Below are 24,285 nucleotides of genomic sequence, written 5' to 3'. Positions count from 1 at the left end.
GACGAACCGCACTACTTGCAGGCCGCCCCGTTGAGCGTGAACCCGTACGGCGCGGAGTTCTTGCTGTTGTCCCACGTCCCGAGGAAGCCGAAGGTGAAGCTTCCGTCCGCGGCGACGTCCTTGTTGTAGTCGGCGGCGGTGGCGGTGACCCGGGAGCCGTCCTGGGCGACGCTCGCGTCCCACATCTGGGTGACCTGCTGGCCGTCGCGGTAGGACCAGGCGAGGCGCCAGGTGTCGAGGGCCTTGGTGGTGGTGACGGTGATCGAGGCCTGGAAGCCGTCGGGCCACTGGTTGACGAGGTCGTAGGTGACGTCGCAGCTCGCCGGAGTGGTGGTACCCGAACCTGATCCCGCACCCGAACTCTTCGTCGGGTCCGGTGAGTTGCTCGCCGTGGCCGAGGCGGTGCCCTGGGGTTCCGTGTCGGGGTTCTTGTCCCCGGAGTCGGTCGCGGAGCCGCTCGCCGTGGGCCGGGGGGACGGCGAGGCCGTGCCCGACGGACGGGTGCCGACGGACGACATGGTGGGGGCGGGGTCGGACACCGGCTGGCGGTCGGCGTCGTCGCTGGCCGCGTTGTCGTGCCCGGAGCCGCCCATCGGCATCATCGACACCCCGAGCGCCACCAGCGACAGCACGACGGCCGCGGCGAGCAGACTGTTGCGTACGAGGCGTGCCTTGCTCGCGCCCTCCTTCGGCTCCCCGGCCTCCAGTTCGGCCACGGGACGCCCCGCGCCCAGCCGTACCTCGGAGGCCCGGCGGCGGCGCTCCAGGTAGGCGAGCCCGCCCCAGCCGATCACCCCGCCCGCGAGGGCGGCGGGCAGTCCGCCGCCGGCCAGTCGCAGACAGGCGGCCGCTTCCGCGCACTGCACACAGGTGGCGAGGTGCCGGGAGAGGTCCTCGGGTGTGTCGGCGGCCGGCGACCGGGTCACCGCGTCCAGCAGCCGGGCGTAGCTGCGGCACTCCGCGGCCATCGGGGTGTCGAGGTGGTTGCGGTGGCAGCGGTCCCTGAACAGGGCCCGCACCTGGGCGAGTTCACTGGAGACGACCGCCGGGTCGAGGCCGAGCCGGCGGGCCACGACGGGCAGCGGCAGCGCCTCCACCTCGGCCAGCCACAGCAGCGCCGCGTCCGCCTCCTGCAGATCCCGCAGCCCGCGCAGCGCTATCGGGCGCTGCAACGGCATGCCGTGATAGCGGGCCGCCTTCTCCGAGTTGAGCCACAGCCGCAGGTCCGGGTCGAGCCGGTGCCCCCGCCCGGCGAACTCCCAGGCCGCGGCCGTGGTCCGTACGGCGGTCAGCAGCAGCGGTATCACCGGCAGTACCCGGCGGGCCGGTCCGCGCATCGGGCCGGACCCGGCGGAGCGGGCCTCCTGGATGCCAAGTGCGAAGGCCTCGCTGGCCAGTTCGGTGGCCGAGGCGGCTCCGGACGTGCACAGGTCGGCGTAGGACAGCACGGCGTCCCAGCTCTCGGTGAACAGCGCTGCCTCAGCGGCGTCCTGAGGAGTCGGCAGGTCGGGCATGGGTCTCCTGCATCCACGAATGACGGCCAACTAGCTCTGACAGTAAGCAAGTTGGAGGGGGGCTGCCTCGTGACAGGGCCAGAGCCTTTCACGCGTCCCACACAACTGACAAGCCGCCTATTCAATTACGGTGACTGTCAGTCGCCTCTGTGCAGTTGTACGTGTCCGAGCCTCTCCCGACTCACCTGTCGCAGGAGTTGGCCACACCGTTACCTTACAAAGGCGTGGGCTCCTCGGCGGGCTCGGCGGGGAGACTGTCCATGAAGGAGCTGACGGAGAAGACGGCGCGGCCGGGGCCCGGTTCGCCGTATCCGGGCGGGGACTTGAGGCCGAAGTCCTCCATCGTCGCGCGGTAGGCCTCCAGCAGCCGGATGTGGTACTCCAGCGGAGCGCCCTGCGGATTGGCCTTGCCCAGCGGGGTGGTGGGCTCGGGGCACCAGGTGGTGAAGCGGGGCGTGATGCCCTGCGACATGAAGAAGCGCAGCCCTTCGGTGGTCGACGCGATGGCCTCGTCGACAGTCGTGAACCCGAAAGGCTCCGCCATCTCCACGCCGGCCACGAAGTTGGGGATGACATTGCGCGCGCCGAAGATCTCCGCGGAGTCGAGAATCCGCTTGTGCCACTCGGTACGCCCGACGTAGCGCTCCTTGCCCGGGCAGTGCAGCTTGAACAGATACTCGTCCCACACCTCGTAGTTGGGGTGGTAGATCTGCACGCCGTAGTCCTTGAACCGCTGCACGTCGTCCTTGGGCAGCGCCTGGGCCACGACCTTGCCGATCCACCGCCCCGGGAAGCGCTCCTCGATGGCCTTGGCGTAGTGGCCGTAGAAATCGGCCTCGTCGCGCCCGGCGACCGTCTTGGTGATCGCGCCGCCGGTGAGGGTGTAGGCGGTGGACACCTTCGCGGTGTCGTACCGGTCGATGATCTCCAGCGCTTCGAGGACTTCTTCCACGTCCTTGACCCCGGTGTACGGCCGCCCGGCGGCCTTGTGCTGGCGCCAGTTGTGGTTGATGTCGCAGTACTGGCACTCCTCCTTGGCGCCGAAGTACTGGCAGACGCGGAAGACGGTCAGGTAGATCAGGTAGCCCCACTGGATGGTCGGGGCCACCTCCATGACGGACTTCCCGTTGGCGAGCTTGTGCTTGTAGTACTCCGGCATCGGCGGCACCCCGACGTCGGCAATGCGCTTGCCGTCGAGGTAGAGCCCGAGGACGCCGTCCTCGTCGGAGGCCACGCGGTAGGGCGAGGCCGGGTTCACGCGCACGGAGACGACGGTCCGTCGCAGGTCGTACGGGCCCCCCGTGAGGATGATCTCCTCGGGCGGGCGCCGCAGCGCGGCCTCGCCCAACTCGGGCAGGGTCCCGTGGTCGAAGGAGAAGATGAAGTACGACTTCGGCTTCACCTCACCGCCCTCGTTGTCGCTGAGCGCCGACGGGTCGAAGGCGACGCCCCCACGCAGCAGGTCCTCCTTGAAGACGGCCTCCCGCGGCACATGCGGAAAGCGCTCCATCAGATCCTCGACCAGCGCGGTGCGGCTGCCCATCCCGTATCTCCTCCCGCCTCAGTCGCCCTGCTCAGGCGTACGACTCCTCACGGTATGCCTCCGGCGGTTGGGCGGGGGGAGCGGGGGGTCGGTGTGGTGAGGTTCAGGTGGGTTTGGTCGGGCGGACGGGGCGGGGGTGGGGGCTCGGGTTGATTGCGGGGTGCGGGTGCGTTGTGGCGGTCGGGTCGGGGGTGGGGGCTCGGGTTGTATGCGGAGTGCGGGTGCGTTGTGGCTGGGTGCGCAGTTCCCCGCGCCCCTTAGGGCATGGGGGTGGGCGGGGTTGAGGCAGGTCGGGCGAGCCGAAGCGGATCTGTCGGGCCGGAACGGTCAGATCGGGTCGGAGCCGGGCGGCCATACGGCCCTGGCGGCACCGCCCTGCAGCGGCCCGGGAGCGCCACGGGCGCGGAGATCGCTGCCCCTTCAGCCCTGCCCGCTCAACCCTGTCCCTTCAGCCCTGCCCGGTCAGCCGTGCCTGGTCCCCTCGCGGCTCGCGACGTGCTCCGGTACCGGGATACCCGGGGGCAGAACCGGGTCCGGTACGGGTGTGCCCCAGGTTGAGGTCAGCGGGAGGGTGCCCGCCCACACGGGCAGCTCCGCGTCGGGGCCGTCGGCGTCGTCCGGGGGGCCGGTGCGGATCTTGACCGAGGCTTCCTCCAGGGAGAGGGCGAGGAGGGTGGTCGCGGCGAGTTCCTTGCGGTTCGGGAGGCGGGCGTACGACCACTGGCCGGGCGTGGCGTGTTCGGTGAGGCAGCGCAGGCCGGCCAGTTTCTCCTCCGGGTCGGTGACCTTGTGGGGTACCCCGTGGATCATCGCGCTGCGGTAGTTGACCCCGTGCTCGAAGACCGACCGGGCCAGGACGAGGCCGTCGACATGCGTGACGGTGACGCACACGGGGGCTCCGCCCGTGAGGCTACGACTCGCGACGGAGCCGTGGAAGTACAGCCGCCGCCCGTCCCTCCCGTAAACCGTGGGTACGACGACCGGCCGCCCCTCGATCACGACCCCCAGGTGACAGACGAAACCGGCGTCGAGGATCGCCTCCAGGTCGGCACGGTCGAGGCTGCCCTGGTCGGCGAGGCGACGGTGTCGGGTGCGGTTGTTCACGGGGAGCGGGTCGGTGACGGGGCGCGGGGCGGTCATGACAGCAGAGGCTACCGATATCGCAGGACATAGGCTACAGATTGACCATCACGTCACTTTCATCGACCTAAGCCGACGAAATCCGCACTCGCCGTCGGCGGATGAGAAGGTCAGGGAAAACGCACGCACCCGGAGGGACGACAGGGATGACGGAGACGGTCACCAACTGGGCCGGCAACATCACCTACGCGGCGAAGGAACTCCACCGCCCGCGCACACCCGACGCCCTCAGGTCCCTCGTGGCCGAGAGCGCCCGGGTACGGGTGCTGGGCAGCGGCCACTCCTTCAACGAGATCGCCGAGCCGGGCCCCGACGGCACCCTGCTGTCGATCGCCGCGCTGCCGCCCGAGTTCGACGTCGACACGGCCGCCCGTACGGTACGGGTGTCGGGCGGCGTCCGGTACGCCGAGCTGGCCCGCCGGGTGGACGCGCACGGCCTCGCGCTGCCCAACATGGCGTCCCTGCCGCACATCTCGGTGGCCGGTTCGGTGGCGACCGGCACGCACGGCTCGGGCGTCGGCAACGGCTCGCTCGCCTCGGCCGTCCGCGAGGTCGAGATCGTCACGGCGGACGGTTCCACCGTCACGATCGCGCGCGGCGACGACCGCTTCGACGGCGCTGTGACCTCCCTCGGCGCGCTCGGAGTCGTCACCTCCCTCACTCTCGACCTGGAGCCTGCCTTCGAGGTCGAGCAGTACGTCTTCACCGAACTCCCGCTCGCCGGGCTGGACTTCGAGACGGTGGCGGCATCGGCGTACAGCGTGAGTCTGTTCACCGACTGGCGGGAGCCACGCTTCGGGCAGGTGTGGCTGAAGCGGCGCACCGACCAGCCGCCGGTCGACTTCCCGTGGGCGACGCCCGCGACCGTGGCGCTGCACCCGGTGCCGGGGATGCCCGCGGTCAACACCACCGAGCAGCTCGGCGTGGCGGGACCGTGGCACGAGCGACTGCCGCACTTCCGGGCGGAGTTCACCCCGAGCAGCGGCGCGGAGCTGCAATCGGAGTACCTGCTGCCGCGGTCGGCCGCGGTCGACGCGCTGTATGCGGTCGACGGCATCCGGGAGACGGTCGCCGGTGTACTGCAGATCTGCGAGGTGCGGACGGTCGCCGCCGACGCGCAGTGGATGAGCCCCTCGTACGGGCGGGACACGGTCGCCCTGCACTTCACCTGGATCGAGGACACGGAGCGCGTGCTCCCCGTGGTGCGACGGCTGGAGGAGGCACTCGATGCCTTCGACGCGCGGCCGCACTGGGGCAAGGTGTTCACCACTCCGGCGGCGGTGCTGCGCGGGCGTTATCCGCGGCTCGGCGACTTCGCGGCGCTGGCGCGGGACCTCGACCCGGAAGGCAAGTTCGCCAACTCCTTCGTCCGGGACGTGCTGGGCGACTGACCGTGTGGCCGGCTGGGCGGCGACTTTGTATGGCCCCTTTCCTAACCCCTTGTCGAACGTCGGCCGCTGCCCATAGCCTTGCGGCGCGCCGATGCCGTCGTGCCTCGGCATGACGCGAGGGGGAAGGGATGGCGGCCACTCCGCCGAAGCGCACATCACGCGACATCCGTACCGCGAACCGCTACGAGGTACTGCGCCAGATCATCGCCGAATCGCCCACCTCCCGGCAGGAGTTGGCCGCCGCCACCGGGCTCAGCCTGGCCACGGTGGCCACCCTCGTCGGTGAGCTGCTCGACCTCCGCATGATCACCGAGGTCGGTTTCGAGGACTCGGCGGGGGGTCGCCCGCGCGGTCTCGTGGCGGTCAACGCGTCGGGGGGCGCGCTGATCGGCGTCGACATAGCGGAGACGTACGTCCATGTCGAACTCTTCGACCTGGGACTGAACGTGCTGGCCCGCGCCGACGAGGACATGCGCCCCGGCGAGAGCCTGCCCGAGCAGGTGGTCAGCCATGTGGCCGCCGCCGTCGGCTCGGTGGTCGCGCAGGCCGGCATCGAGGGCGCGCGGGTGCTGGGCGTCGGGGTGAGCGTGCCGGGCCAGGTGGACCGCGACACCGGTATCTCGGAGTACGCGCCCAACTGGGACTGGCACGACGTGCCGTTGCTCGACCTGCTGTCCGAAGTGATCGCCTATCCCCTGTACTTGGACAACCCGCTGCGCGCCGGCGCGGTCGCCGAGATGTGGTTCGGGGCGGCGCGCGGACGCGGGGACGCGGTGGTGGTCAACCTCGGGACCGGCGTCGGCGCGGGGCTCGCGCTCGGCGGGGCGCTGTACCGGGGGGTGAGCAACAGCGCCGGCGAGTGGGGCCATACGACGCTCGTCCTGGACGGGCGGCTGTGCCGCTGCGGCAACCACGGCTGCGTCGAGGCGTACGTCGGCGCGCCCGGAATCATGCTGAACCTAAGGGAGTTGAGCCCGGACAGCCCGCTGCTGCACCCCGAGGACCAGACGGCCACCATCGACGCCCTGGCCCACGGCACGGAGGCGAACGACCCCGTGGCCCTCAAGGTCGTCCGGGAGACGGCCCGTTACATCGGTGCGGGCATCGCCAACCTGGTGAACATCCTCAACCCCGAAGTCGTCGTGCTCAGCAGTTGGGTCGCCCGCAGGCTCGGTGAGCCCCTGCTGCACGAGGTGCGCGAGGCCGTCCAACGGCACGCGCTCAGGCGGCCGTTCGCCGCCACCCGGATCGTCCTCTCCCCCATCCTCACCGACCCGGCGTGCCTGGGCGCGGCAACGTTCGCGCTCGAAGGGGCACTTCAGTCGGTCGGGCAGAGGGCCGGCAAGAAGATCACGAGGAGCCGTATCGCACCACCTTCATGACGACGGAAGGGATGCACGTGACTCACCCCCACCCCAGGAGAACGATCCTCGCGACAGCGGCAGCCGCGCTCGCTGTCACCGGGGCCCTGCTCTCCGCGCCGCCCGCGAACGCCGACGGCGTCGCACCGGCCGAAGTCTCCCCCCACGCGGCCCAGACCATCGACAACATCGGCGCATCCGGCGCCTGGTGGGTCAACGACCTCCAGAACTTCACGCCCGCGGTCCAGGCTCGGGTGGCCCAACTCCTGTTCTCCAAGCAGGGGTTGGACCTGTCCTCCTACCGCTACAACATCGGCGGTGGCGGCACCGCGGTCACCACCCCCGCCCGTGCCGCCCAGGACTTCCTCAACGCCGACGGCACCTACGACTGGAGCAAGGACAAGGGCGGTCGGACGTTCCTCAAGTACGCCGCGCAGTACGGCGTGCAGGACCTGATCGGCTTCGTCAACAGCGCGCCCGCACAGTGGACGACCAACGGGCAGAGCTGCGGCGGCCAGTTGAAGCCGGAGAACGAGAGCGACTACGCGAAGTACATCGCCGACGTCACCGCCCACTTCGCGAAGCAGGGCGCGAGGTTCGACTACATCAGCCCCTTCAACGAGCCCAACAACACCTTCGGCGACTGCGGCCAGGAGGGCATGCAGGTCACCGTCGACCAACGCGACGACATCGTGCGGGCGTTGGGCGCCGAGCAGCAGGCCCGGCACCAGAAGACGAGCATCATCGCCGACGAGTCGAGCAGCACGGTCAGCTTCTCCACCGAGGTCCCGCAGTGGATCTCCCAGCCGGACACCGCGCAGTACGTGTCGAAGCTCGCGCATCACACGTACAACAACCCGAACGACGGCCAGTTGGGCAATGTCTACGAGACGGCGAAGACGGTCGGCAAGACCTCCTGGGCCACCGAGATCTGCTGCTTCGGAAAGGGCGGCACGGGCTGGAACCAGGAGTACGACCCGACGATCGACAACGCCCTGCTCATGTCCCGCATCGTCTACAAGGACTTCGCGACCTCGCACGACTCGGCGTTCCAGTGGTGGGTGGCGCTCGCCAGCGGCTACGGCACGGACCCGGCCGCACGCAACGACGTCGGCTGGAACGACGGGCTGGTCTACTACGACCCCGACTATGCGACGAACGGCAACCAGGCGCTGTACTTCACCAAGCGGTACTACGCGCTCGGCCAGTACAGCAAGTTCGTGCGGCCCGGCTCCGTCGCGCACAACGTGACGGGTGCGCCGAGCGGTGTCGAGGTGAGCTCGTACGACCGGGACGGCAAGTGGGTCGTCGTGGTCAACAACCAGAACACGACCGACACTTCGCTGAATTTGCATTTCAACAGCAAGGTTCCGGTGCGGGCGACGCAGGCGGTCCGGACGTCGGCCACGGAGAACTGGGCGAAGGTCGCGAAGCCGGACGTGAGCGGCTCCACGGTGTCCACGAGCCTCGCGGCCCGCTCGATCACGACGTACGTCTTCGACCAGAAGAACAGCAAGGGCGGTAAGGGACACGGGAGTTCGACGGCCGTCACCGGTGCCCTCCAGGGCAAGCAGTCCGGCAAGTGCCTGACGGCGGACACCTCAGGGGCCGCGCTCGGCACCTGCACCGGCGGGGCCGAGCAGACATGGTCGTACGACGCGAAGGGCGGCCTGAAGAGCGCCAACGGGTATCTGACGGTGGGGAGTTCGGGGCTGACGACCGCCGCCGACTTCACGGGTGATCCCGGCCAACGATGGCTGCTGAACGGCAACGGACAGATCCTCAGCGAGGCGTCCGGGAAGTGCCTCGACGTGAGCGGGCAGGCGACTGCGGACGGCAGCAAGGTGATCCTCTACAGCTGCAACGGCGGGGCCAACGAGGCCTGGTCGAAGGTGTAATGACCACCTGAGTGCGGGGTGCGGGTCGCCTTCACGGCGGCCCGCGCCTTCGTCACGTCCGGTATCCCGAACGCTACACAACGCTTCGAACAGACTTCGTCCAACCCCTTGCCGAAGGCTTAGGCGAAGGTTAACGTCCCGCTCCGCACCTCGATTTGAGCCACCGGCCGCCACTCAGCCGTGGAGCCGTGGAGCCGCAGCCGCGCGAGAGACAAGGACGTCACCATGTCGGCAATGAGCAACAGCAACTGGTCCCGACGATCGATATTCCGGGCGGCCGCAGGGATGGCCGCGGCCGGCACCCTGGCCGCCTGTGGCGGCAACAACGGGCGGGGCGGGGGCTCCGGTTCGGGCACGAACCTCGTCCAGTTCTTCCACGCCTACGGCGAGGCGGGCACCGAACAGGCCATCAAGCGGTACGCCAAGGCCTACTCGAAGGCCAACGTGTCCACCACCTGGATCACCGGCACCAACTTCGAGGCCAAGCTCTTCTCGTCCCTGCTCACCAAGCAGGCGCCCGACGTCTTCGAGTTCCACCCACAGTTGCAGCTGGTCAAGAGCGGCCAGGTGGCCGACCTGAGCGACATCATCGATCCGGTCAAGGACGACTTCAACCCGGCCGACATCAACTCGCACACCGTGGACGGCAAGATCTACGGGGTCCGGATGATCGACGACCCGCAGTTCTTCTACTACCGCAAGTCGATGCTGGAGAAGGCCAAGGTCGAGGTCCCGACCACGCTGGACGAACTGCTGGAAGCCGCCGCCAAGTTGACCACCAGCAAGGTCAAGGGCATCGACCTCGGCAACGACTTCACACCGGTCCAGGGCAACCTGATCTGGTCGGCCGGTGCCGACACCCTTGACGCGAACAACCAGATCGCCTACCACACGGACGCCGTCGTCCAGGGCCTCAAGCAACTCCGCCAGCTGTTCACCAGCGGCCATGTGCTCCTCGACGCGCCGACCGACTGGTGGGACCCGTCCTCGCTCAACCAGGGCCTGTGCGCCATCCAGTGGGGCGGCCTGTGGTCCATGCCGGCCATGCAGAAGGCGCTCGGTGACGACCTCGGCATCTTCCCGTTCCCGAAGGTCGGCGACAACGGCAAGCTGTCGGTCACCAACGGCGGTTGGTCGATGTTCGTCAACGCCAAGGGCAAGAACGTCGAGGCGGCCAAGGCGTACGTGAAGTGGCTGTGGATCGAGCAGAAGAAGTACCAGGAGGACTGGGCACTCTCGTACGGCTTCCACGTCCCGCCGCGCAGCTCGATCGCCGCGCAGGCCACCAAGCTCAAGTCGGGCCTGCCGGCCGAGGCCGTCAAGCTCTTCACCGACTACGGCCACTTCGACAACATCGCCTGGGACCAGACGATGATCACCGCCCTCAACGACGTGATCGCGTCCAGTGTCCGCAAGGGCGGCGACCCTGAGGCCGCGCTCGACGCCTGCGACAAGAAGGTCAATGTCGAGCTCAAGAAGCTGTTCGGATAGGCCGGCGGACGGAACACGACATGTCGACCACCACCACGCGCGGGGTCGCCCAACCCGCCCCGGCCAAGGCCTCCCAGGCCCGGCCGCGGCGGGGCCTGCGGTCCAACGCCACCCTGAACTTCTGGCTCTTCACCGGCCCCTTCCTCATCGGCCTGGTGATCTTCGTCTTCGTCCCCATCGGATGGAGCATCTGGCTCAGCTTCTTCGACGCCCGCTACACCGTCACGCCGAGCCATTTCATCGGCTTCGACAACTACAAGCAGATCCTGACCAACAGCAACTTCCCTGATTCGCTGCTGACGTTCACGGTCTTCGCCGCGTTCATCGTGCCGACCACATGGGCACTGTCGCTGGGTCTGGCGCTGCTGGTGAACCAACTCCGGTTCATGCGGGCGTTCTTCCGGTCGGTGTTCTTCCTGCCGACCGCCGTCTCGTACGTCGCCGCCGCGCTGATCTGGAAGATGTCCCTCTTCACCGGTGTCCGCTTCGGCCTGGCGAACACCGTCCTCGGCTGGTTCGGCGTCGACAACATCGCCTATCTGTCCAACCCGAGCCCGCCCTGGTACTGGGTGGTGCTGGTGAGCCTGCGGCTGTGGATCCAGTCCGGCTTCTACATGATCCTGTTCCTCGCGGCGCTGCAGAACATCCCGGCCGAGCTGTACGAGGCCGCCGAGATCGACGGCGCCAAACGGGGCTGGCAGACGTTCTGGTACATCACCCTGCCCCAACTCCGCGCCACTTCCACCGCGGTGATCCTGCTGCTGCTCATCGCCGCGTACCAAGCGTTCGACGAGTTCTACAACCTCATCACCACCAAGGCGACTTGGGCGCAGACCCCGCTCATGGAGCTCTACAAGGCGGCTCTCGGCACGAACCAGGACTACGGCGCGGGCAGCGCGGGCGCGGTCATCCTGTCCCTGTTGATCTGCATCGTCACGCTCGCCCAGGGCAAGATCATGGGCTTCGGAAGGGGTGAGGAGGGCAAGTGACCACCACCGCACCGCAGTTGAACAAGAAGCGGAAGAAGCGCGGCGGCGTCCTCGGCAACACGGGCCTGTACCTCGCCGTCAGCGTCGCCGCCCTGCTCTTCCTGATCCCCTTCTACCTGATCCTCCGCAACGCCCTCTCCACGGACGCGGAGATCACCGGCGAGAACTGGCGGCTGCTGCCCTCGTTCCAGTGGGGCAACATCTCCGAGCTCTTCGACGACCAGACCGTCCAGTTCGGCCGCGCCCTGTGGAACTCCACGGTCGTCGCCGTCCTGATGACCGTGGGCACCCTCCTGGTCTGCTCGCTGGCCGGCTACGGCCTGGCCCGCATCCCGTACAAGCACTCCAACAAGGTCTTCTACGTCGTCCTGGCGACCCTGATGGTCCCCACAGCCGTTACCTTCGTGCCGAGTTTCGTCCTCGTCTCGTCGCTCGGCTGGGTCGACACCTACCGGGGCCTCATCATCCCGGGCCTCTTCAGTGGTTTCACCTGCTTCCTCTTCCGGCAGTACTTCCTGGGGTTCCCCAAGGAGTTGGAGGAGGCGGCGCGTGTGGACGGGCTCGGCTACTGGGGCGCGTACTGGCGGATCGTCGTGCCCAACTCGCTGAACTTCTTCGCGGCGATCGCCACGATCACCTTCATCAGCGGCTGGAACGCCTTCCTCTGGCCGCTGGTCATCGGCCAGGACCCGAACTCCTGGACCGTGCAGATCGCCCTGTCGTCGTTCATCACGAACCAGACCGTCAACTTCCACCTCATCTTCATGGCCACCGCAGTTTCCATCCTGCCCCTGGTGTTCGTGTTCCTCTTCCTCCAGCGCTGGCTGGTCCAGGGCATCGCGCAGACCGGCATCAAGGGCTGACACCCGCATCTCACGACCTGGAGACCGATGACTTCCAGCACCGTCGCCGACTACATCGAGGACGTCTCGCCGGGCAGCGGAGCCCTCCCGCCCCGCGCCCGGTACGCGTCCCCGGACACGAAGTCACTGTCACTGAACGGCAGTTGGCGCCTGCGTGTGTCGGCGACGGCCGACGCCGAGGACGACTCGTTCGCCGAGGAGGACTACGACGCCGGGGACTGGGCCGAGGTCACGGTCCCCGGCCACTGGGTCCTCCAGGGTCACGGCTCCCCCATCTACACCAACCACCTCTACCCCTTCCCGGTCGACCCGCCCCGCGTCCCGACCGAGAACCCGACCGGCGATCACCTCCGCACCTTCGCCCTGCCGTCCGAGTGGCCCTCGGACGGCGGGGCGGTGCTGCGCTTCGACGGCGTCGAGTCCTGCGCCCGGGTCTGGCTGAACGGCACGGACCTCGGCGAGTTCAAGGGCTCCAGGCTGCCGCACGAGTTCGCGGTCGGACACCTGCTCAAACCGAGCGGCAACGTGCTCGCCGTCCGCGTCCACCAGTGGTCGGCGGGCTCGTACTTGGAGGACCAGGACCAGTGGTGGCTGCCCGGCATCTTCCGTGACGTCACCCTGCTGCACCGCCCGCCGGGCAGCGCCCTCGACTTCTTCGTGCACGCCTCCTACGACCACACAGGTGGTACGGGCACCCTGCGCGTCGACTCCGACGTCGACGGCCGGATCACCGTGCCGGCCCTGGACATCGATGTCGCGACCGGCGAGCCGGTCACCGTGCCGGTGCAGCCGTGGACGGCCGAAACCCCGTACCTGTACGAGGGGTTGCTCACCACCGAGGGCGAGCGCCTCCCGCTGCGCATCGGCTTCCGGACAGTCGAACTCTCCGACGGCCTGATCAAGGTCAACGGCAAGGCGATCCTCTTCAAGGGCGTCAACCGCCACGAATGGCACCCGGAGAAGGGCCGCGCCCTCGACCTGGAGACCATGCGGGAGGACGTGCTGCTGATGAAGCGGCACAACGTCAACGCCGTCCGCACCTCGCACTACCCGCCGCACCCCGACTTCCTGGACCTGTGCGACGAGTACGGCCTCTGGGTCATCGACGAGTGCGACCTGGAGACCCACGGTTTCACCGAACAGGCCTGGCGCGACAACCCCGTTGACGACGACCGCTGGACCCTGGCCCTCCTCGACCGCGCCGCCCGCATGGTCGAACGCGACAAGAACCACCCCTCGATCGTCATCTGGTCGCTCGGCAACGAGGCCGGTACCGGTCGCGGCCTCACGGCCATGTCCGAGTGGATCCACGCCCGCGACGACTCCCGCCTCGTGCACTACGAGGGCGACATCGACTGCCGTGACACGGACGTCTATTCACGGATGTACGCCGACCACGCCGAGGTCGCGCGCATCGGCCGGGACCTGGACGGCGGCACCCACAAACGCCGCCAACTCCCCTTCATCCTCTGCGAGTACGCCCACGCCATGGGCAACGGCCCCGGCGGACTCACCGACTACCAGCGCCTCTTCGAGTCGTACGACCGACTCCAGGGCGGTTTCGTCTGGGAGTGGATCGACCACGGCATCAAGGACGAGCGCTACGGCTTCGCGTACGGCGGTGACTTCGGCGAGGAGCTGCACGACGGGAACTTCGTCTGCGACGGCCTGGTCTTCCCGGACCGCACCCCCTCCCCCGGCCTGATCGAGTACAAGAAGGTGATCGAGCCGGTCCGCATCACCGGCGACGGCGCGGACGGCACCGTACGCATCACCAACGCGTACGACTTCGCCGACTTCTCCGCCCTGGCCTTCACGTGGTCGTACCAAGTGGACGGCGAGACAGTCGAGTCGGGCACCCTCACCGTGCCGTCACTCGCACCCGGCGAGTCCGCCGACGTCAAACTGCCCGAACCGCCCACGGAGTCCGACGGCACCGAATCCCAGTGGACGGTACGGGCGTCGCTGGCGTCCGACACCGCATGGGGTGCCATCGGCCATGTCATCGGCTGGGGCCAATTCCCGGTCACAGCAAGCCCGTTGCCGTCCGTCTCCGCTCTCGCCGGTCCGGTACTCGCCGATCGACGGATCACCCTCGGCCCGGCCACCTTCGACGCGCGCACAGGCGAACTGAAGACGATCGGCGCGGTCGACCTCACCGGTCTTCGCCTCGACGTATGGCGGGCGCCCACTGACAACGACGACGGCGCGTCCTGGCAGACCGACGTCCGCTTCGGCCTGCTCTGGCGCAAGTTCGGCCTGCACCGCATGCGACACCGCCTGGACGGCGTGGAGTTGAGCGAGGACGCGCTGACCGTCCGCACCCGGGTGGCACCCGCCGCCTGGGAGGTGGGCCTCGCCACGGTGTACCGCTGGACCTCCGACGGCTCGCGACTACGGCTGACGGTGTCCGTGGCACCCGAAGGCAACTGGACGTTCCCGCTGCCGAGGCTCGGTGTCCGCTTCGGCCTCGACGCGAGCGCCGACCGCGTGAAGTGGTTCGGCGGTGGTCCCGGCGAGGGATACCCGGACACCAAGTCGGCCTCGATGCTGGGCCGTTGGGAGTCCACGGTCGACGATCTCCAGACCCCCTACGTCCGCCCGCAGGAGAACGGCGCCCGCCCGGACGTCCGTTGGGCGGAGATCGGCGGGCTGCGCATCGACGGCGACCCGGAGTTCTGGTTCACCGCCCGCCGCTGGACGACGGAGCAGCTCGACGCGGCCACCCACCGCACCGACCTCGCCCCCGGCGGCACTGTCTGGGTGAACCTCGACCACGCCCAGCACGGCATCGGCTCGCAGTCCTGCGGACCGGGCCCGCTCCCGCAGTACTTCCTGAACGCCCAACCCACCGAGTTCTCCTTCGTGTTCGCAAAAACCCCGGAGACCAGTTGAGTGACATAGTCACGAAATCGCCTGCGGCCGACCGGCTCTTCGCCCGGTCGGCCGCGGTCGCGTCCTGCGTCGGCTTCATCCTCATCGGCATGCTCCAGGCCCTCTACGGCCCGGCGGTCCCGGGCCTGCGCCACGAGTTCGGGCTCTCCCCGTCCGGCGCGGGTCTCGGCCTGAGCCTGCACTTCGCGGGCGGGGTGGCCGGTGTCCTCGCCTTCAACTCGATCCACTCCCGGATCAGCAACAGGGCACTGCTGGCGTGGAGTTACGGCCTGATGGCGGCGGGCGCGGCCGGATTCGCACTCGCCCCGAACTGGCCCCTCGCGCTCACCGCCGCGTTCCTCGGCGGCCTCGGCTTCGGCGGCATCGACTACGGCCTCAACCAACTCTTCGCCGTCGGCTTCGGCAACCGTTCCACCGCCATGCTGAACGTACTCAACGCGCACTTCGGCATCGGCGCGGTGCTCGGCCCGGCGGTCATCGCCTGGCTCGGCCCGGACGACTACCCGTACGCGTTCGGAGCGTGCGCCGTGCTGGCGGCGGTGCTGGTGTTTGCGGGCTCAAGTGGCGTACGTACACGTGTATCTGACGCCCCACCAGCGACGACGAAAGTCAGATCCCTTGGGCTGTCCCGAGTCCTCGTCGGCTTCCTCGTCCTCTACATCCTCAACGTGGCCGTGGAGGCGGGCGTCGGCGGCTGGGAGCCGACACATCTGGAGACGGTCGGCTACACCGCCACCGTGGCCGCATCCGCGACCTCGGTCTACTGGCTGATGATGACGGCCGGCCGTTTCCTCGTCGTACCGATCACGACGCGCTACGCCCCCGAGCGCATCCTCGCGGTGTGCGCGGCCGGGATGACGGTGTGTCTGCTGTTGACGCTGGTTAAAGGAGTGGCACCGGTGGCGTACGCCGGTGTTGGCTTGTTCATCGCGCCGGTATTTCCGACGGGCCTTTCGTGGCTCAACTCGGCGCTCCCCCAGGCCAGGCGCGCCGGGGCGTGGGTGATCGCGGCCTCGAACGTCGGTGGGGTGGCGGCTCCACCGCTGCTCGGCGTCGGGATCGAGGCCTCCGGGATCCACGCGGTGCCCTGGCTGTTGACCGTGTTGTCGGGCGCGTCGCTGTTGGCGACCGTCCGGCTGATCCGACTGACGAGGAGGTCCGCATCATGAACGCACTGTTCCGGCTCACCCGAAGGTCGATCCAGTGAGCGCGAGCAGCATCGAGGTCCGGGGGTTGTCCCGCACCTTCCACACAACTGTCCGCCGCCCGGGCTTCGTCGGCGGTCTGCGTTCCCTCGTCAACCCGAAGCGCGTGCCCAAGTACGCCGTCTCCGACGTCACGTTCGACGTCGCCCCGGGTGAACTCCTCGCCCTGCTCGGCCCGAACGGCGCCGGCAAGTCCACCACCATCAAGATCCTCACCGGTATTCTCCGGCCCACCTCCGGCGAGGCGCGGGTGGCGGGTGTGGTGCCGTACGAGGAACGGGAGCGCAACGCCCGTAATATCGGAGCGGTGTTCGGGCAGCGCACCCAATTGTGGTGGGACCTGCCAGTACGCGAGTCGTTCGCGATCCTGCGGGACATCTACGAGGTGCCGCAGGCCCAACACGCGGCGCGGCTGCGGGAGTTCGACGACCTCCTCGAACTGTCCACCTTCTGGGACACCCGGGTCCGCCATCTCTCCCTCGGCCAGCGCGTGCGCTGTGACCTGGCCGCCGCCCTGCTGCACGATCCGCCGGTCGTCTTCCTCGACGAGCCGACCATCGGCATGGACGTGGTCGTGAAGGAGCAGGTGCGGGAGTTCCTGCGGCACCAGGTGGAGGAGCGCGGCCGTACGGTCCTGCTGACCACGCACGACATGACCGAGGTCGCCCGGCTCGCCGAGCGGGTCGTCCTCATCAACCACGGCCGGCTGGTCCTGGACGGCACCCTCGACGAGATCCGCCGCACGTTCGGCTCGACCTGGCAGATCCGCGCGACCCTCGCCGACACGCACGCCGAGGTCGTACCGCTGCCCGGCATCGCGCTGGTGCGGCGGGACGGCCCGCAGGTGGTGTTCGGCCCGGACGGGACCGAGGGGCCGACCGTTCATCAGGCGCTGAAGCAGGTCATCGAGCGCTACGAGGTGACCGAAGTCGCCATGGACGAGGCCGACTTGGAGGACGTGATGCGGGCCGCCTACGTCCAGGCCGGGCCGCCGGCCGAGGAGGCCTGAGATGGCCGCCCTGCACGCCTGGCGCGCCGCCCGTGTCACCCCGCTCGGCGAACTGCTCGCCCCGCCCCGCATCACCGCCGCCCTGCTCCGCCTCACCGTGCAGGTGGTCCTGGTGGCGTCCCTGTGGCGCGGCCTGTACTCGCAGACCGGCACCACCGCCGGACTCACCCGCGACCAGGCGGTGACGTACGCCGTCATGGCCGTACTCGCCTCCCGGCTGCGGGAGTTGGACCAGCGCTCGGGCCGGGACGCGGTCCTTCAGCACATGCACTTCGGCACGATCATCTACTGGTATCTGCGCCCGCTGCCGCCCCAGCGGTACTACGCGCTGCGGGCGTTCGGCGAGCAGATGTACGGCCTGGCCTGGGCGCTGACCGGCTATGTCGTCTGCCTCGCGACCGGAGTCGTGGAACCCCCCAAGTCACCTTCCGTGGCAGGGGTGTTCGCGCTGAGCATGTTGCTGGGCCAGCTCGTCCTGTACTACGTCATGCTCCTCATCGACCAGTTGTGCTTCTGGACGCTCCGCAACGGGGCCGCGATGCTCATCCTGATCTTCGCGCAGAACCTGTTGTCCGGGGTGTACGCGCCGCTGTGGTTCTTCCCGGACTGGTTCATCACGATGAGCCGCTTCCTGCCGTTCCAGGCGACGCTCAGCGTGCCGCTCTCGATCTACGTGGGCCGTATCCCGCTGTCCGACGCGTGGGCCCAACTCGCCCTACAGGCGGTGTGGGTGGCGTCCCTGGCCCTGTTCACCCGGTTCCTGTGGCGGCGCGCCGCCCGTCGAGTCGTGGCCCAAGGAGGTTGACGCGAGTGAAAGCCGTCCGGATCGTCTGGCGCATCACGCGCCTCAACTTCCGTGCCCAGCTGGAATATCGCACCGAGTTCCTGCTGATGATCGCGATCGGCGCGATCTGGCAGGTGTCGGTGATCGTGTTCGCGACCGTGCTGCTCACCCGGTTCTCCGGGATGGGCGGCTGGGACAGCTCGGACGTGCTGCTGATCCCGGCGACACGGATGATGGCGCACGGGCTGATGGTGCTGTTCCTGGGCCGGATGCACGGCATCGGCCGGTACATCCAAGAGGGCCGTATCGACATCTACTTGGTGCGCCCGATGCCGGTCCACCGCCAGGCCCAGCTGGAGTACTTCCCCACCAACGCGATCGGCGACCTCACGGTGGCGGGCGGGCTGATGGTCGGCGCGCTCAGCCGCAGCCACCTGGACTGGACGGCGGGCCGCGTCGCGTACCTGATCGCCGCGCTGCTGGGCGGCATGCTCCTGGAGGCGGCCCTCTTCACGACCGTGGCCGCCGCCTCCCTGCGCTTCCCGTCCGCGGACTACTGGAGCCGCTGGGTGGAGGACCTCCTCGGCACCTTCGGCAACTACCCGCTCAACGTCCTGCCCCGAGCGGTGGGCGGCTTCCTCACCTACGGCCTTCCGCTCGCCTTCGTCGCCTTCCTCCCGGCCGCCGTACTGACCGGGCACGGCCACGACATCGGGGTGCCGTACTGGCTGGCGGCGAGCTCACCCCTCGTAGGCCTGCTGCTGTATCTCGCGGCGCGGCTGCTGTGGCGGTGGAGTCTGGGCCACTACACGGGGGTGAACGGGTGACCGCGACGGCGGTCCCGTCCGGCTTACGGGCCCCTCTCGCGGTCAGCCTGGTCTTCATCATCCCCGGCTGCACACAGGGCAGTTGGATGGCGCGTATCCCGGCGATCCGCGACCGGGTGGGGCTGGACACCGCGCGGTGGGGCGTGGTGTCCAGCACGTCGGCCGTGGGGATCTGGTCGCGCTGACTCTGGTCACCGTGCTGATCGGGCGGGTGAGCACCCGGTTGCTGTGCCTGTCCGCGACCGGGCTGGCGCTGCTCAACGCGCCTGTGCTGGCGGGTGCTTCGGCACTCCCGGCGCTGGTGCTGGGTCTGGCGGTGTGCTGGCCCGCGGCGGGCGGGGTGTCACCGCGGGTCCAACTGGCGGTGAGCAGCACGGTACTTGGGGTGCTGCTGCTGATCATGGGCGGGCGCCTGCCGGACGAGGAGGTGGCGGCGGAGCGACGCCGCCGGTCGCTGCGGCACCGTTTCGCACCGCAGTTGGTGCTGCTGGCCGCCGTCGCGTTCCTGGCGTCCTTCGTCGAGGGCGCGGCCTCGCAGTGGAGTTCGGTGTTCACGGCCGACTATCTGGACGAGGGGGCGGCGCTCGGCGCGGCGACGTACACGTGCTTCACCGTGGCGATCCTCGTCGGGCGGCTGGTGGGCGATCGCTTCGTGTCGAGGTGGGGGCGCCGGGTCTTCGTGCAGGTGTCGCTCCTGACGGTCGTGCTGGGGGCGGGAGTTGGGCTCGTGCACCCCGGACTGCCGTACGCGCTGGCGGGGGCGACGAGCCTGCGGTTGGCGTTGGCGTCGCTGGCCGTGGCGGGGCTGGGGGCGGCCCTGCTGACGAGGAGGATCTCGATGGCGTGACCCAGGTCACGTCAGGGCCGTGCAGCAGATCCGTGGGCTTTCCCGTCGAGGAGGGGTGACAGGAAGGGAGGAGCGTGTGGATCTGGCAGCCAAGTGGGCAACGGGCGCGGGGCGCACCGGAGTCGGTTCGCTGGAGGGGGACTTCCATGGATTCGTCGCCGCCCGGTCGGCCGCGCTGTTCCGGGGCGCGCTGGTCCTGACGGGCAGCCGCGACGCGGCGGAGGATCTGGTCCAGGAGACCCTGGAGCGGGCTTGCCGCAAGTGGCGCACCATCAGCGCCAAGGACGCCCCGGACGCGTACGTACGGCGGATCATGGTCAACCTCGCCAACGACCGCTGGCGACGATTCCGCCGTACGGCTCAGCACCCGGTGGACGGCGAGCCGGCCGCGCCGGGCGACGAGTACGGACGGATCGACAGCCGGGACCAGTTGGTCCGTGCCCTTCAGCAACTGCCCATGCGGATGCGGACGGTGGTGGTGCTGCGGTACTTCCACGATCTGTCCGACGCCGAGATAGCGGCCGACCTGAAGATCTCGCAGAGCACCGTCCGTTCCCAACTGGCTCGTGGAATCGACCGGTTGAGAAGCCAGTTTCCCGCGCTCTCCACCCCTTCATCGCAGCAGCTCACGGAAGGAACCCGATGAGTTCGCACGACCCGCGGTCCTCCGGCTGCACACCTTTCGAAGAGGAACTGATCAACGCCATGAACGACTTCGCGCACTCCACCGCCACTCCGGCCTTCGACACGGCCGACATGGTCCACCGCACCCGCCGCAGGCGCGCCACCCTCATCGCCGGTGTCGCCGCCGCCCTGATCGTGGCGGGCGGCGGCACGGCCCTGGCGTCCATGACGGGCGGCACCTCGCCGACGACGGCGGAGAAGCCCATGACCACGGCGACCACCAAGGGTTCCGACGACAAGAAGGCCATCCTGCTGCTGGACTTCGGCAAGGGGGGAGGCCCCGTCGCCGTCGACTTCACGGGCACGGACCTGCGCACGACCAAGGGGCAATTCCTCAAGGGCGGCATCAAGCTCGGCACGGTGAGCAGCGTGAACAGCCCGGGCTGCAAGCCGGACTCGGTGGTCGAGGTGACCCCCCACGCCCCGAAGATCGTGAAAACGGGCGACACCGTGAACGTGAAGCTCTGCGCGGGCTGAGCGAGTTGACCGGGTAGGGCCCCGGTCCCGGTCCTGGGCGTGCGCGCGCGAGCCGCTCAGGACTGGTCGGACGCCGGCTTCAGCACCCGTATCCCCGGTATCGGCGAAGCCACCAACCACACCGCCGACAACGCTCCCCCGACCGCGGCGACCATCAGCATCACTCTCAGGCCCGCCAGCGTGGCCAGTTCACCGCCGACCAGCGCCCCCAGCGGACGTATCCCGTAGTTGACCGTGCTGTAGGCACCGGCCACGCGGCTGCGGAGGCCGTCCGGGACCACCGAGGTCTGGAGGGAGTTGAGGTTGACGTCGAGGAGCATCACGCCGAAGGCGGAGAGGAACTCGGCCGCGCCCAGGGTGCCGAGACAGGCCCAACTCGGGCCGGTCGCCGCCGCGATGAGGGCGAAGGGGGCCGGGAACAGGACGGCGCCTACGACGATGCTGCGGCCGATGCCGATCCGGCGGGCGATCGCCGGGGATGCCACCGCGCCCAGGAGTCCGCCCGTCGCACCCAACCCGAACGCCAACCCGATGGCGCCGGGCGACAGTTGGAGCACCCGGTCGGCGAACAGCACGAGCAGGCCCGTGCCCGACAGGAACGTGAAGAAGTTGACGGTCGTGGTGCAGAGCAGGCCCGCGCGCATGACGGGCTCGTGGATCACGAAGGTCAGCCCCTCCCTCGCGCGCCGCAGCAGCGAAGGGCCGGCCGACGTCGTAGCAACAGGAACAGGAACTTGAACTGGCACTTGAACTGGCACTGGTTCGTCAACTCGCGTACGTCCGACCAGGATTGCCGACGCCACGAACGACAGCGCGTCCGCGATCACCGCGACCGGTGCCGTCAGTGCCTGGACGAGACCACCGCCGACCGCGGGACCGGCGATGAAGGACACCGACCTGCTCGCGCTGAGTTTGCTGTTCGCCTCGACGTACGACTCCGGCGGCACGAGGTGGGCGAAGAAGGACGAGTACGCCGTGTTGAACACCACCGCCGCCGCGCCGGTCAGCAGCGCCACCGTGTACAGCTGGGCGAGCGTGACGGTGTCGAGGGCGTAGGCGATCGGGAGGGTGAGCAGTACGGCGGCTCTGAACAGGTCGGCGAGCAGCATGAGTTGGCGTTTGCCGGGTCGACGGTCCACCCAGGCGCCCAGGAGCAGGCCCAGGAGGTTCGGTGTCCAGACCAGGGCGGTCAGCAGGGCGACCTGGTTCGCGGAGGCGCGCAGCGCGCCGACCGCCATGAGCGGCAGGGCGAGTTCGGAGATCCGGTCACCGAACTGGGAGACGGACTGGCCGCACCAGAACCGTACGAAGCGGCGGTCCCGCCACAGTGAGTCCGGGCCCGGCCGGAGGACCCGACCGCCCTTCACTCCGGGGCGTCCGTGTCGTCGCCCTCGTTCCCGGCGCCCTCCGGCAGCGCGTACGTCAGGAGCCGGACATCCCGGCTGCCCGGGGGCCGCTCGTCCGGTGCTCGGACGACGTACGGCGCGATCAGTTCCTCCAACGCGTCCTTCAGCGCGGCCAGTTCGTCCGCCGTCACCACGATCCGGGTGTTGCTCGCGCCTGCCAGCCTGGTCCACTCCGGTTCCAGTCCGGGTGCCGTGTCCGTGAGCCAGCGCAGCGGCAGGTCGGCGTTCCGGGCGAACATCTCGCCGGCCAGCAGCCGCGCCGCCGACCAGCCCTCCGCGTCCTCCGGCACCTCGACGCGGAAGCCCCGTGCCACCGCCGCCCAGCGCCGCTCCCGCCGGTCGGTGCCGCCCTCGGCGTCGCGGACCAGGCCGAAGCCGGCGAGATGGCGCAGATGCCAGCTGGTGACGGACGGGGTGGCGCCCACGTGCGGGGAGAGCCGGGAGGCGGTGGCGGGGCCGTGGCGCTGGAGGCGTTCGAGGATCGCGAGCCGTACAGGGTGCGCGAGCGCGCGCATGGTCTTCGGGTCGGATATCTCTAGGTCGCCGAAGCGGTTGCCGGAATCCATGGTCTGAGAGTGTTCTCTCAGAAAGCCTGAGAGTCAACTCTCAGATCCAGCCGCAGAGTTGGGAGCGGGGTGCCTCAATCGGGGCGCCTCGATCGGGGCGCCGCAATCGGGGTGCCTCAAGCAGGCTGCGGCGTCAGGCGCTTGTGGCCCTTCCTGTCGTAGTACTGGACCATCGCGAAACCGAAGAGCAGGCCGATCGCCGTACCGATCCCGATCATGGTCCACGCGCGGGTGAGGCCCGCGTCGCCGCGGGCGTCGAAGTAGAGGATCGCCCTTACGCCGTCGCTGAGTTGGCGCATGGGCTCGAAGTGGGAGAGGAAGCGGTAGAAGCCGGGGACGGCCTGGAGGGGGACGGTCGCGCCGGAGGAGGGGAGGCCCAGGACGATGAACACGAACATGGAGACCAGCTGGCCGATCCCGCCGAACGCGGCGTTGATGGCCTGGACGCCGAGGCCGACGGCGAGGGCCGCGCAGTAGGAGTAGATCCACAGGAGCGGGATGTGGGTCGCGTCCATGCCGAGGATGCTGACGCTGGCGAGCATGATCAGGGAGACGCTGAGGAGGGTGATGCCGGCCGTCATGACCATCTTCAGGAGCAGTGTCTGGGTGCGGTCGATGGGGACGGTGGGGCGGCGGGTGTGCCAGGGGCCGATCTCGTTGTCGGCGTAGCCGAGGCCGGTGTCGACGCCGTTGCTGATGACGTTGCCGCCCATGAAACCGGCCAGGACCAGCAGCAGGGTGTAGTAGAAGGCGGTCAGGCCGATGCCGCTGTTGTCGCCGATGGGGTGGCCGACCTGGGTGACGATCCGCACCGGGTCCGCGAGGAACAGCTTCTGCGTGGCGTCGGCCTGCGTGGCCGCCGCGCCGAGCTGCTTGCCGATGGTGAGCGAGGCCTGCTGGGCCGCCGTGGAGGAGATCTTGCTCGCGAGGGAGGAGCCGAGGCTGCCCTTGCCGGGGTTGGTCAGCACGGTGATGGTCGGGCGGGCGGTGGCGTTCGTGGTGGTCAGTGCGGCGACGGAGTTGGTGAAGTCGGCGGGGATGACGAGGGCGCCGTAGACCTTGCCGGCGTCGAGTTCGTCCTGGGCCTGGGCCCGCGTGAGCTGACGCCAACCGGCCGCGCGGCTGCCGGAGTTGGTCACGATGGAGTGGGCGATCCGGGTGCCCAGGTTCTGCTGCTGGCCGGTGAGGGGTTTGCCGGTGTCGCTGTTGACGAGGGCGATGGGGAGGTCGCGCAGTTCGCGGTTGGGGTTGACGATGCCGCCCATGTAGAGGAGGGACAGCAGGAGTGCGAGCAGGCCGGTGAGCACGGTGGGGATGAGCCACAGTTTGGGGCGGCCGAGGAGTGCGGTGGCGCGGAGGCCGGTGGGGGCGGGGGTGCCGGAGTCGTCGTCCATG

Annotated in this window: 21 protein-coding genes; 15 read left to right on the top strand and 6 right to left on the bottom strand. The window is 69.1% G+C overall.

What is annotated here, in order from left to right; genetic code table 11:
- Positions 1–11: 11 nt before the first annotated feature.
- From OG588_RS39295 to OG588_RS39285, 3 genes are all read right to left on the bottom strand, one after another.
- Positions 12–1,514 carry a cellulose-binding domain-containing protein gene (locus OG588_RS39295; RefSeq protein WP_405951387.1) on the bottom strand — a complete coding sequence of 501 codons (1,503 nt, stop codon included), beginning with the start codon at positions 1,512–1,514 and terminating at the stop codon, positions 12–14.
- Between the two features lie 214 nt (positions 1,515–1,728).
- Positions 1,729–3,057 (bottom strand): radical SAM protein, encoded by a 1,329-nt coding sequence (locus OG588_RS39290; protein WP_405951386.1) that lies wholly within the window; start codon positions 3,055–3,057, stop codon positions 1,729–1,731.
- A 462-nt stretch (positions 3,058–3,519) separates the two neighbouring features.
- The gene (locus OG588_RS39285; protein ID WP_405951385.1) at positions 3,520–4,197 is read right to left on the bottom strand and encodes a pyridoxamine 5'-phosphate oxidase family protein; all 678 of its coding nucleotides are present in this window, start codon (positions 4,195–4,197) and stop codon (positions 3,520–3,522) included.
- Positions 4,198–4,343: 146 nt separating this feature from the next.
- Between OG588_RS39285 and OG588_RS39280 the strand changes: the two genes are divergently transcribed.
- From OG588_RS39280 to OG588_RS39210, 15 genes are all read left to right on the top strand, one after another.
- Positions 4,344–5,588 carry an FAD-binding protein gene (locus tag OG588_RS39280; RefSeq protein ID WP_405951384.1) on the top strand — a complete coding sequence of 415 codons (1,245 nt, stop codon included), beginning with the start codon at positions 4,344–4,346 and terminating at the stop codon, positions 5,586–5,588.
- A 128-nt stretch (positions 5,589–5,716) separates the two neighbouring features.
- Positions 5,717–6,970 carry an ROK family transcriptional regulator gene (locus OG588_RS39275; RefSeq protein ID WP_405951383.1) on the top strand — a complete coding sequence of 418 codons (1,254 nt, stop codon included), beginning with the start codon at positions 5,717–5,719 and terminating at the stop codon, positions 6,968–6,970.
- An 11-nt stretch (positions 6,971–6,981) separates the two neighbouring features.
- Positions 6,982–8,847 carry a glycoside hydrolase gene (locus OG588_RS39270; protein WP_405951382.1) on the top strand — a complete coding sequence of 622 codons (1,866 nt, stop codon included), beginning with the start codon at positions 6,982–6,984 and terminating at the stop codon, positions 8,845–8,847.
- Positions 8,848–9,072: 225 nt separating this feature from the next.
- On the top strand, positions 9,073–10,338 hold the full coding sequence (locus OG588_RS39265; RefSeq protein ID WP_405951381.1) for an ABC transporter substrate-binding protein: 1,266 nt from the start codon (positions 9,073–9,075) through the stop codon (positions 10,336–10,338).
- 20 nt (positions 10,339–10,358) lie between these two features.
- Positions 10,359–11,327, top strand: coding sequence for a carbohydrate ABC transporter permease (locus tag OG588_RS39260; RefSeq protein WP_405951380.1), 969 nt, complete (start codon positions 10,359–10,361; stop codon positions 11,325–11,327).
- Entirely contained in the window at positions 11,324–12,190 is an 867-nt protein-coding gene (locus OG588_RS39255) for a carbohydrate ABC transporter permease (protein ID WP_405951379.1), read from the top strand. The genes OG588_RS39260 and OG588_RS39255 overlap by 4 nt, the downstream gene beginning before the upstream one ends.
- Before the next feature lie 27 nt (positions 12,191–12,217).
- The gene (locus OG588_RS39250) at positions 12,218–15,085 is read left to right on the top strand and encodes a glycoside hydrolase family 2 TIM barrel-domain containing protein (protein WP_405951378.1); all 2,868 of its coding nucleotides are present in this window, start codon (positions 12,218–12,220) and stop codon (positions 15,083–15,085) included.
- Complete coding sequence (locus tag OG588_RS39245) at positions 15,082–16,254, top strand: MFS transporter (protein ID WP_405951377.1); 1,173 nt, start codon at positions 15,082–15,084, stop codon at positions 16,252–16,254. The genes OG588_RS39250 and OG588_RS39245 overlap by 4 nt, the downstream gene beginning before the upstream one ends.
- Before the next feature lie 34 nt (positions 16,255–16,288).
- Entirely contained in the window at positions 16,289–17,299 is a 1,011-nt protein-coding gene (locus OG588_RS39240) for an ATP-binding cassette domain-containing protein (protein ID WP_405951376.1), read from the top strand.
- Position 17,300: 1 nt separating this feature from the next.
- Positions 17,301–18,104, top strand: a complete 804-nt coding sequence (locus tag OG588_RS39235) for an ABC transporter permease (protein WP_405951375.1) — start codon at positions 17,301–17,303, stop codon at positions 18,102–18,104.
- Positions 18,105–18,109: 5 nt separating this feature from the next.
- A complete protein-coding gene (locus tag OG588_RS39230) occupies positions 18,110–18,910 on the top strand; it encodes an ABC transporter permease (protein WP_405951374.1) in 801 nt (266 codons plus the stop codon).
- Positions 18,907–19,095, top strand: coding sequence for a hypothetical protein (locus OG588_RS39225; RefSeq protein ID WP_405951373.1), 189 nt, complete (start codon positions 18,907–18,909; stop codon positions 19,093–19,095). The genes OG588_RS39230 and OG588_RS39225 overlap by 4 nt, the downstream gene beginning before the upstream one ends.
- On the top strand, positions 19,047–19,757 hold the full coding sequence (locus OG588_RS39220; protein WP_405951372.1) for a hypothetical protein: 711 nt from the start codon (positions 19,047–19,049) through the stop codon (positions 19,755–19,757). The genes OG588_RS39225 and OG588_RS39220 overlap by 49 nt, the downstream gene beginning before the upstream one ends.
- Positions 19,758–19,833: 76 nt before the next feature.
- Positions 19,834–20,403 (top strand): SigE family RNA polymerase sigma factor, encoded by a 570-nt coding sequence (locus tag OG588_RS39215; RefSeq protein ID WP_405951371.1) that lies wholly within the window; start codon positions 19,834–19,836, stop codon positions 20,401–20,403.
- A complete protein-coding gene (locus OG588_RS39210) occupies positions 20,400–20,918 on the top strand; it encodes a hypothetical protein (protein ID WP_405951370.1) in 519 nt (172 codons plus the stop codon). Before OG588_RS39215 ends, OG588_RS39210 begins: the two co-directional genes overlap by 4 nt.
- 56 nt (positions 20,919–20,974) lie before the next feature.
- On the opposite strand, the gene OG588_RS39205 is transcribed toward OG588_RS39210, so the two are convergent.
- The 3 genes from OG588_RS39205 to OG588_RS39195 all read right to left on the bottom strand — a co-directional run bounded on the left by OG588_RS39205 (position 20,975) and on the right by OG588_RS39195 (position 24,284).
- Positions 20,975–22,285: an MFS transporter gene (locus tag OG588_RS39205; RefSeq protein ID WP_405951369.1), complete on the bottom strand. Its 1,311-nt coding sequence runs from the start codon at positions 22,283–22,285 to the stop codon at positions 20,975–20,977.
- Positions 22,282–22,890, bottom strand: a complete 609-nt coding sequence (locus tag OG588_RS39200) for an ArsR/SmtB family transcription factor (RefSeq protein WP_405951368.1) — start codon at positions 22,888–22,890, stop codon at positions 22,282–22,284. The genes OG588_RS39205 and OG588_RS39200 overlap by 4 nt, the downstream gene beginning before the upstream one ends.
- A 116-nt stretch (positions 22,891–23,006) precedes the next feature.
- Positions 23,007–24,284, bottom strand: a complete 1,278-nt coding sequence (locus tag OG588_RS39195) for a YhgE/Pip domain-containing protein (protein ID WP_405951367.1) — start codon at positions 24,282–24,284, stop codon at positions 23,007–23,009.
- Between the last annotated feature and the right edge of the window lies 1 nt (position 24,285).

The sequence above is a fragment of the Streptomyces prunicolor genome, from assembly GCF_045162825.1.
In the GTDB taxonomy this organism is placed as follows: Bacteria; Actinomycetota; Actinomycetes; order Streptomycetales; family Streptomycetaceae; genus Streptomyces; species Streptomyces prunicolor.
This window is presented reverse-complemented; position numbering and strand designations above follow the sequence as displayed.

Bases quoted from the DNA above. Each gene is read 5' to 3' on its own strand.
- OG588_RS39295 (WP_405951387.1), bottom strand. From the start codon at position 1,514: ATGCCCGACCTGCCGACTCCTCAGGACGCCGCTGAGGCAGCGCTGTTC.
- OG588_RS39290 (WP_405951386.1), bottom strand. From the start codon at position 3,057: ATGGGCAGCCGCACCGCGCTGGTCGAGGATCTGATGGAGCGCTTTCCG.
- OG588_RS39285 (WP_405951385.1), bottom strand. From the start codon at position 4,197: ATGACCGCCCCGCGCCCCGTCACCGACCCGCTCCCCGTGAACAACCGC.
- OG588_RS39280 (WP_405951384.1), top strand. From the start codon at position 4,344: ATGACGGAGACGGTCACCAACTGGGCCGGCAACATCACCTACGCGGCG.
- OG588_RS39275 (WP_405951383.1), top strand. From the start codon at position 5,717: ATGGCGGCCACTCCGCCGAAGCGCACATCACGCGACATCCGTACCGCG.
- OG588_RS39270 (WP_405951382.1), top strand. From the start codon at position 6,982: ATGCACGTGACTCACCCCCACCCCAGGAGAACGATCCTCGCGACAGCG.
- OG588_RS39265 (WP_405951381.1), top strand. From the start codon at position 9,073: ATGTCGGCAATGAGCAACAGCAACTGGTCCCGACGATCGATATTCCGG.
- OG588_RS39260 (WP_405951380.1), top strand. From the start codon at position 10,359: ATGTCGACCACCACCACGCGCGGGGTCGCCCAACCCGCCCCGGCCAAG.
- OG588_RS39250 (WP_405951378.1), top strand. From the start codon at position 12,218: ATGACTTCCAGCACCGTCGCCGACTACATCGAGGACGTCTCGCCGGGC.
- OG588_RS39235 (WP_405951375.1), top strand. From the start codon at position 17,301: ATGGCCGCCCTGCACGCCTGGCGCGCCGCCCGTGTCACCCCGCTCGGC.
- OG588_RS39210 (WP_405951370.1), top strand. From the start codon at position 20,400: ATGAGTTCGCACGACCCGCGGTCCTCCGGCTGCACACCTTTCGAAGAG.
- OG588_RS39200 (WP_405951368.1), bottom strand. From the start codon at position 22,890: ATGGATTCCGGCAACCGCTTCGGCGACCTAGAGATATCCGACCCGAAG.
- OG588_RS39195 (WP_405951367.1), bottom strand. From the start codon at position 24,284: ATGGACGACGACTCCGGCACCCCCGCCCCCACCGGCCTCCGCGCCACC.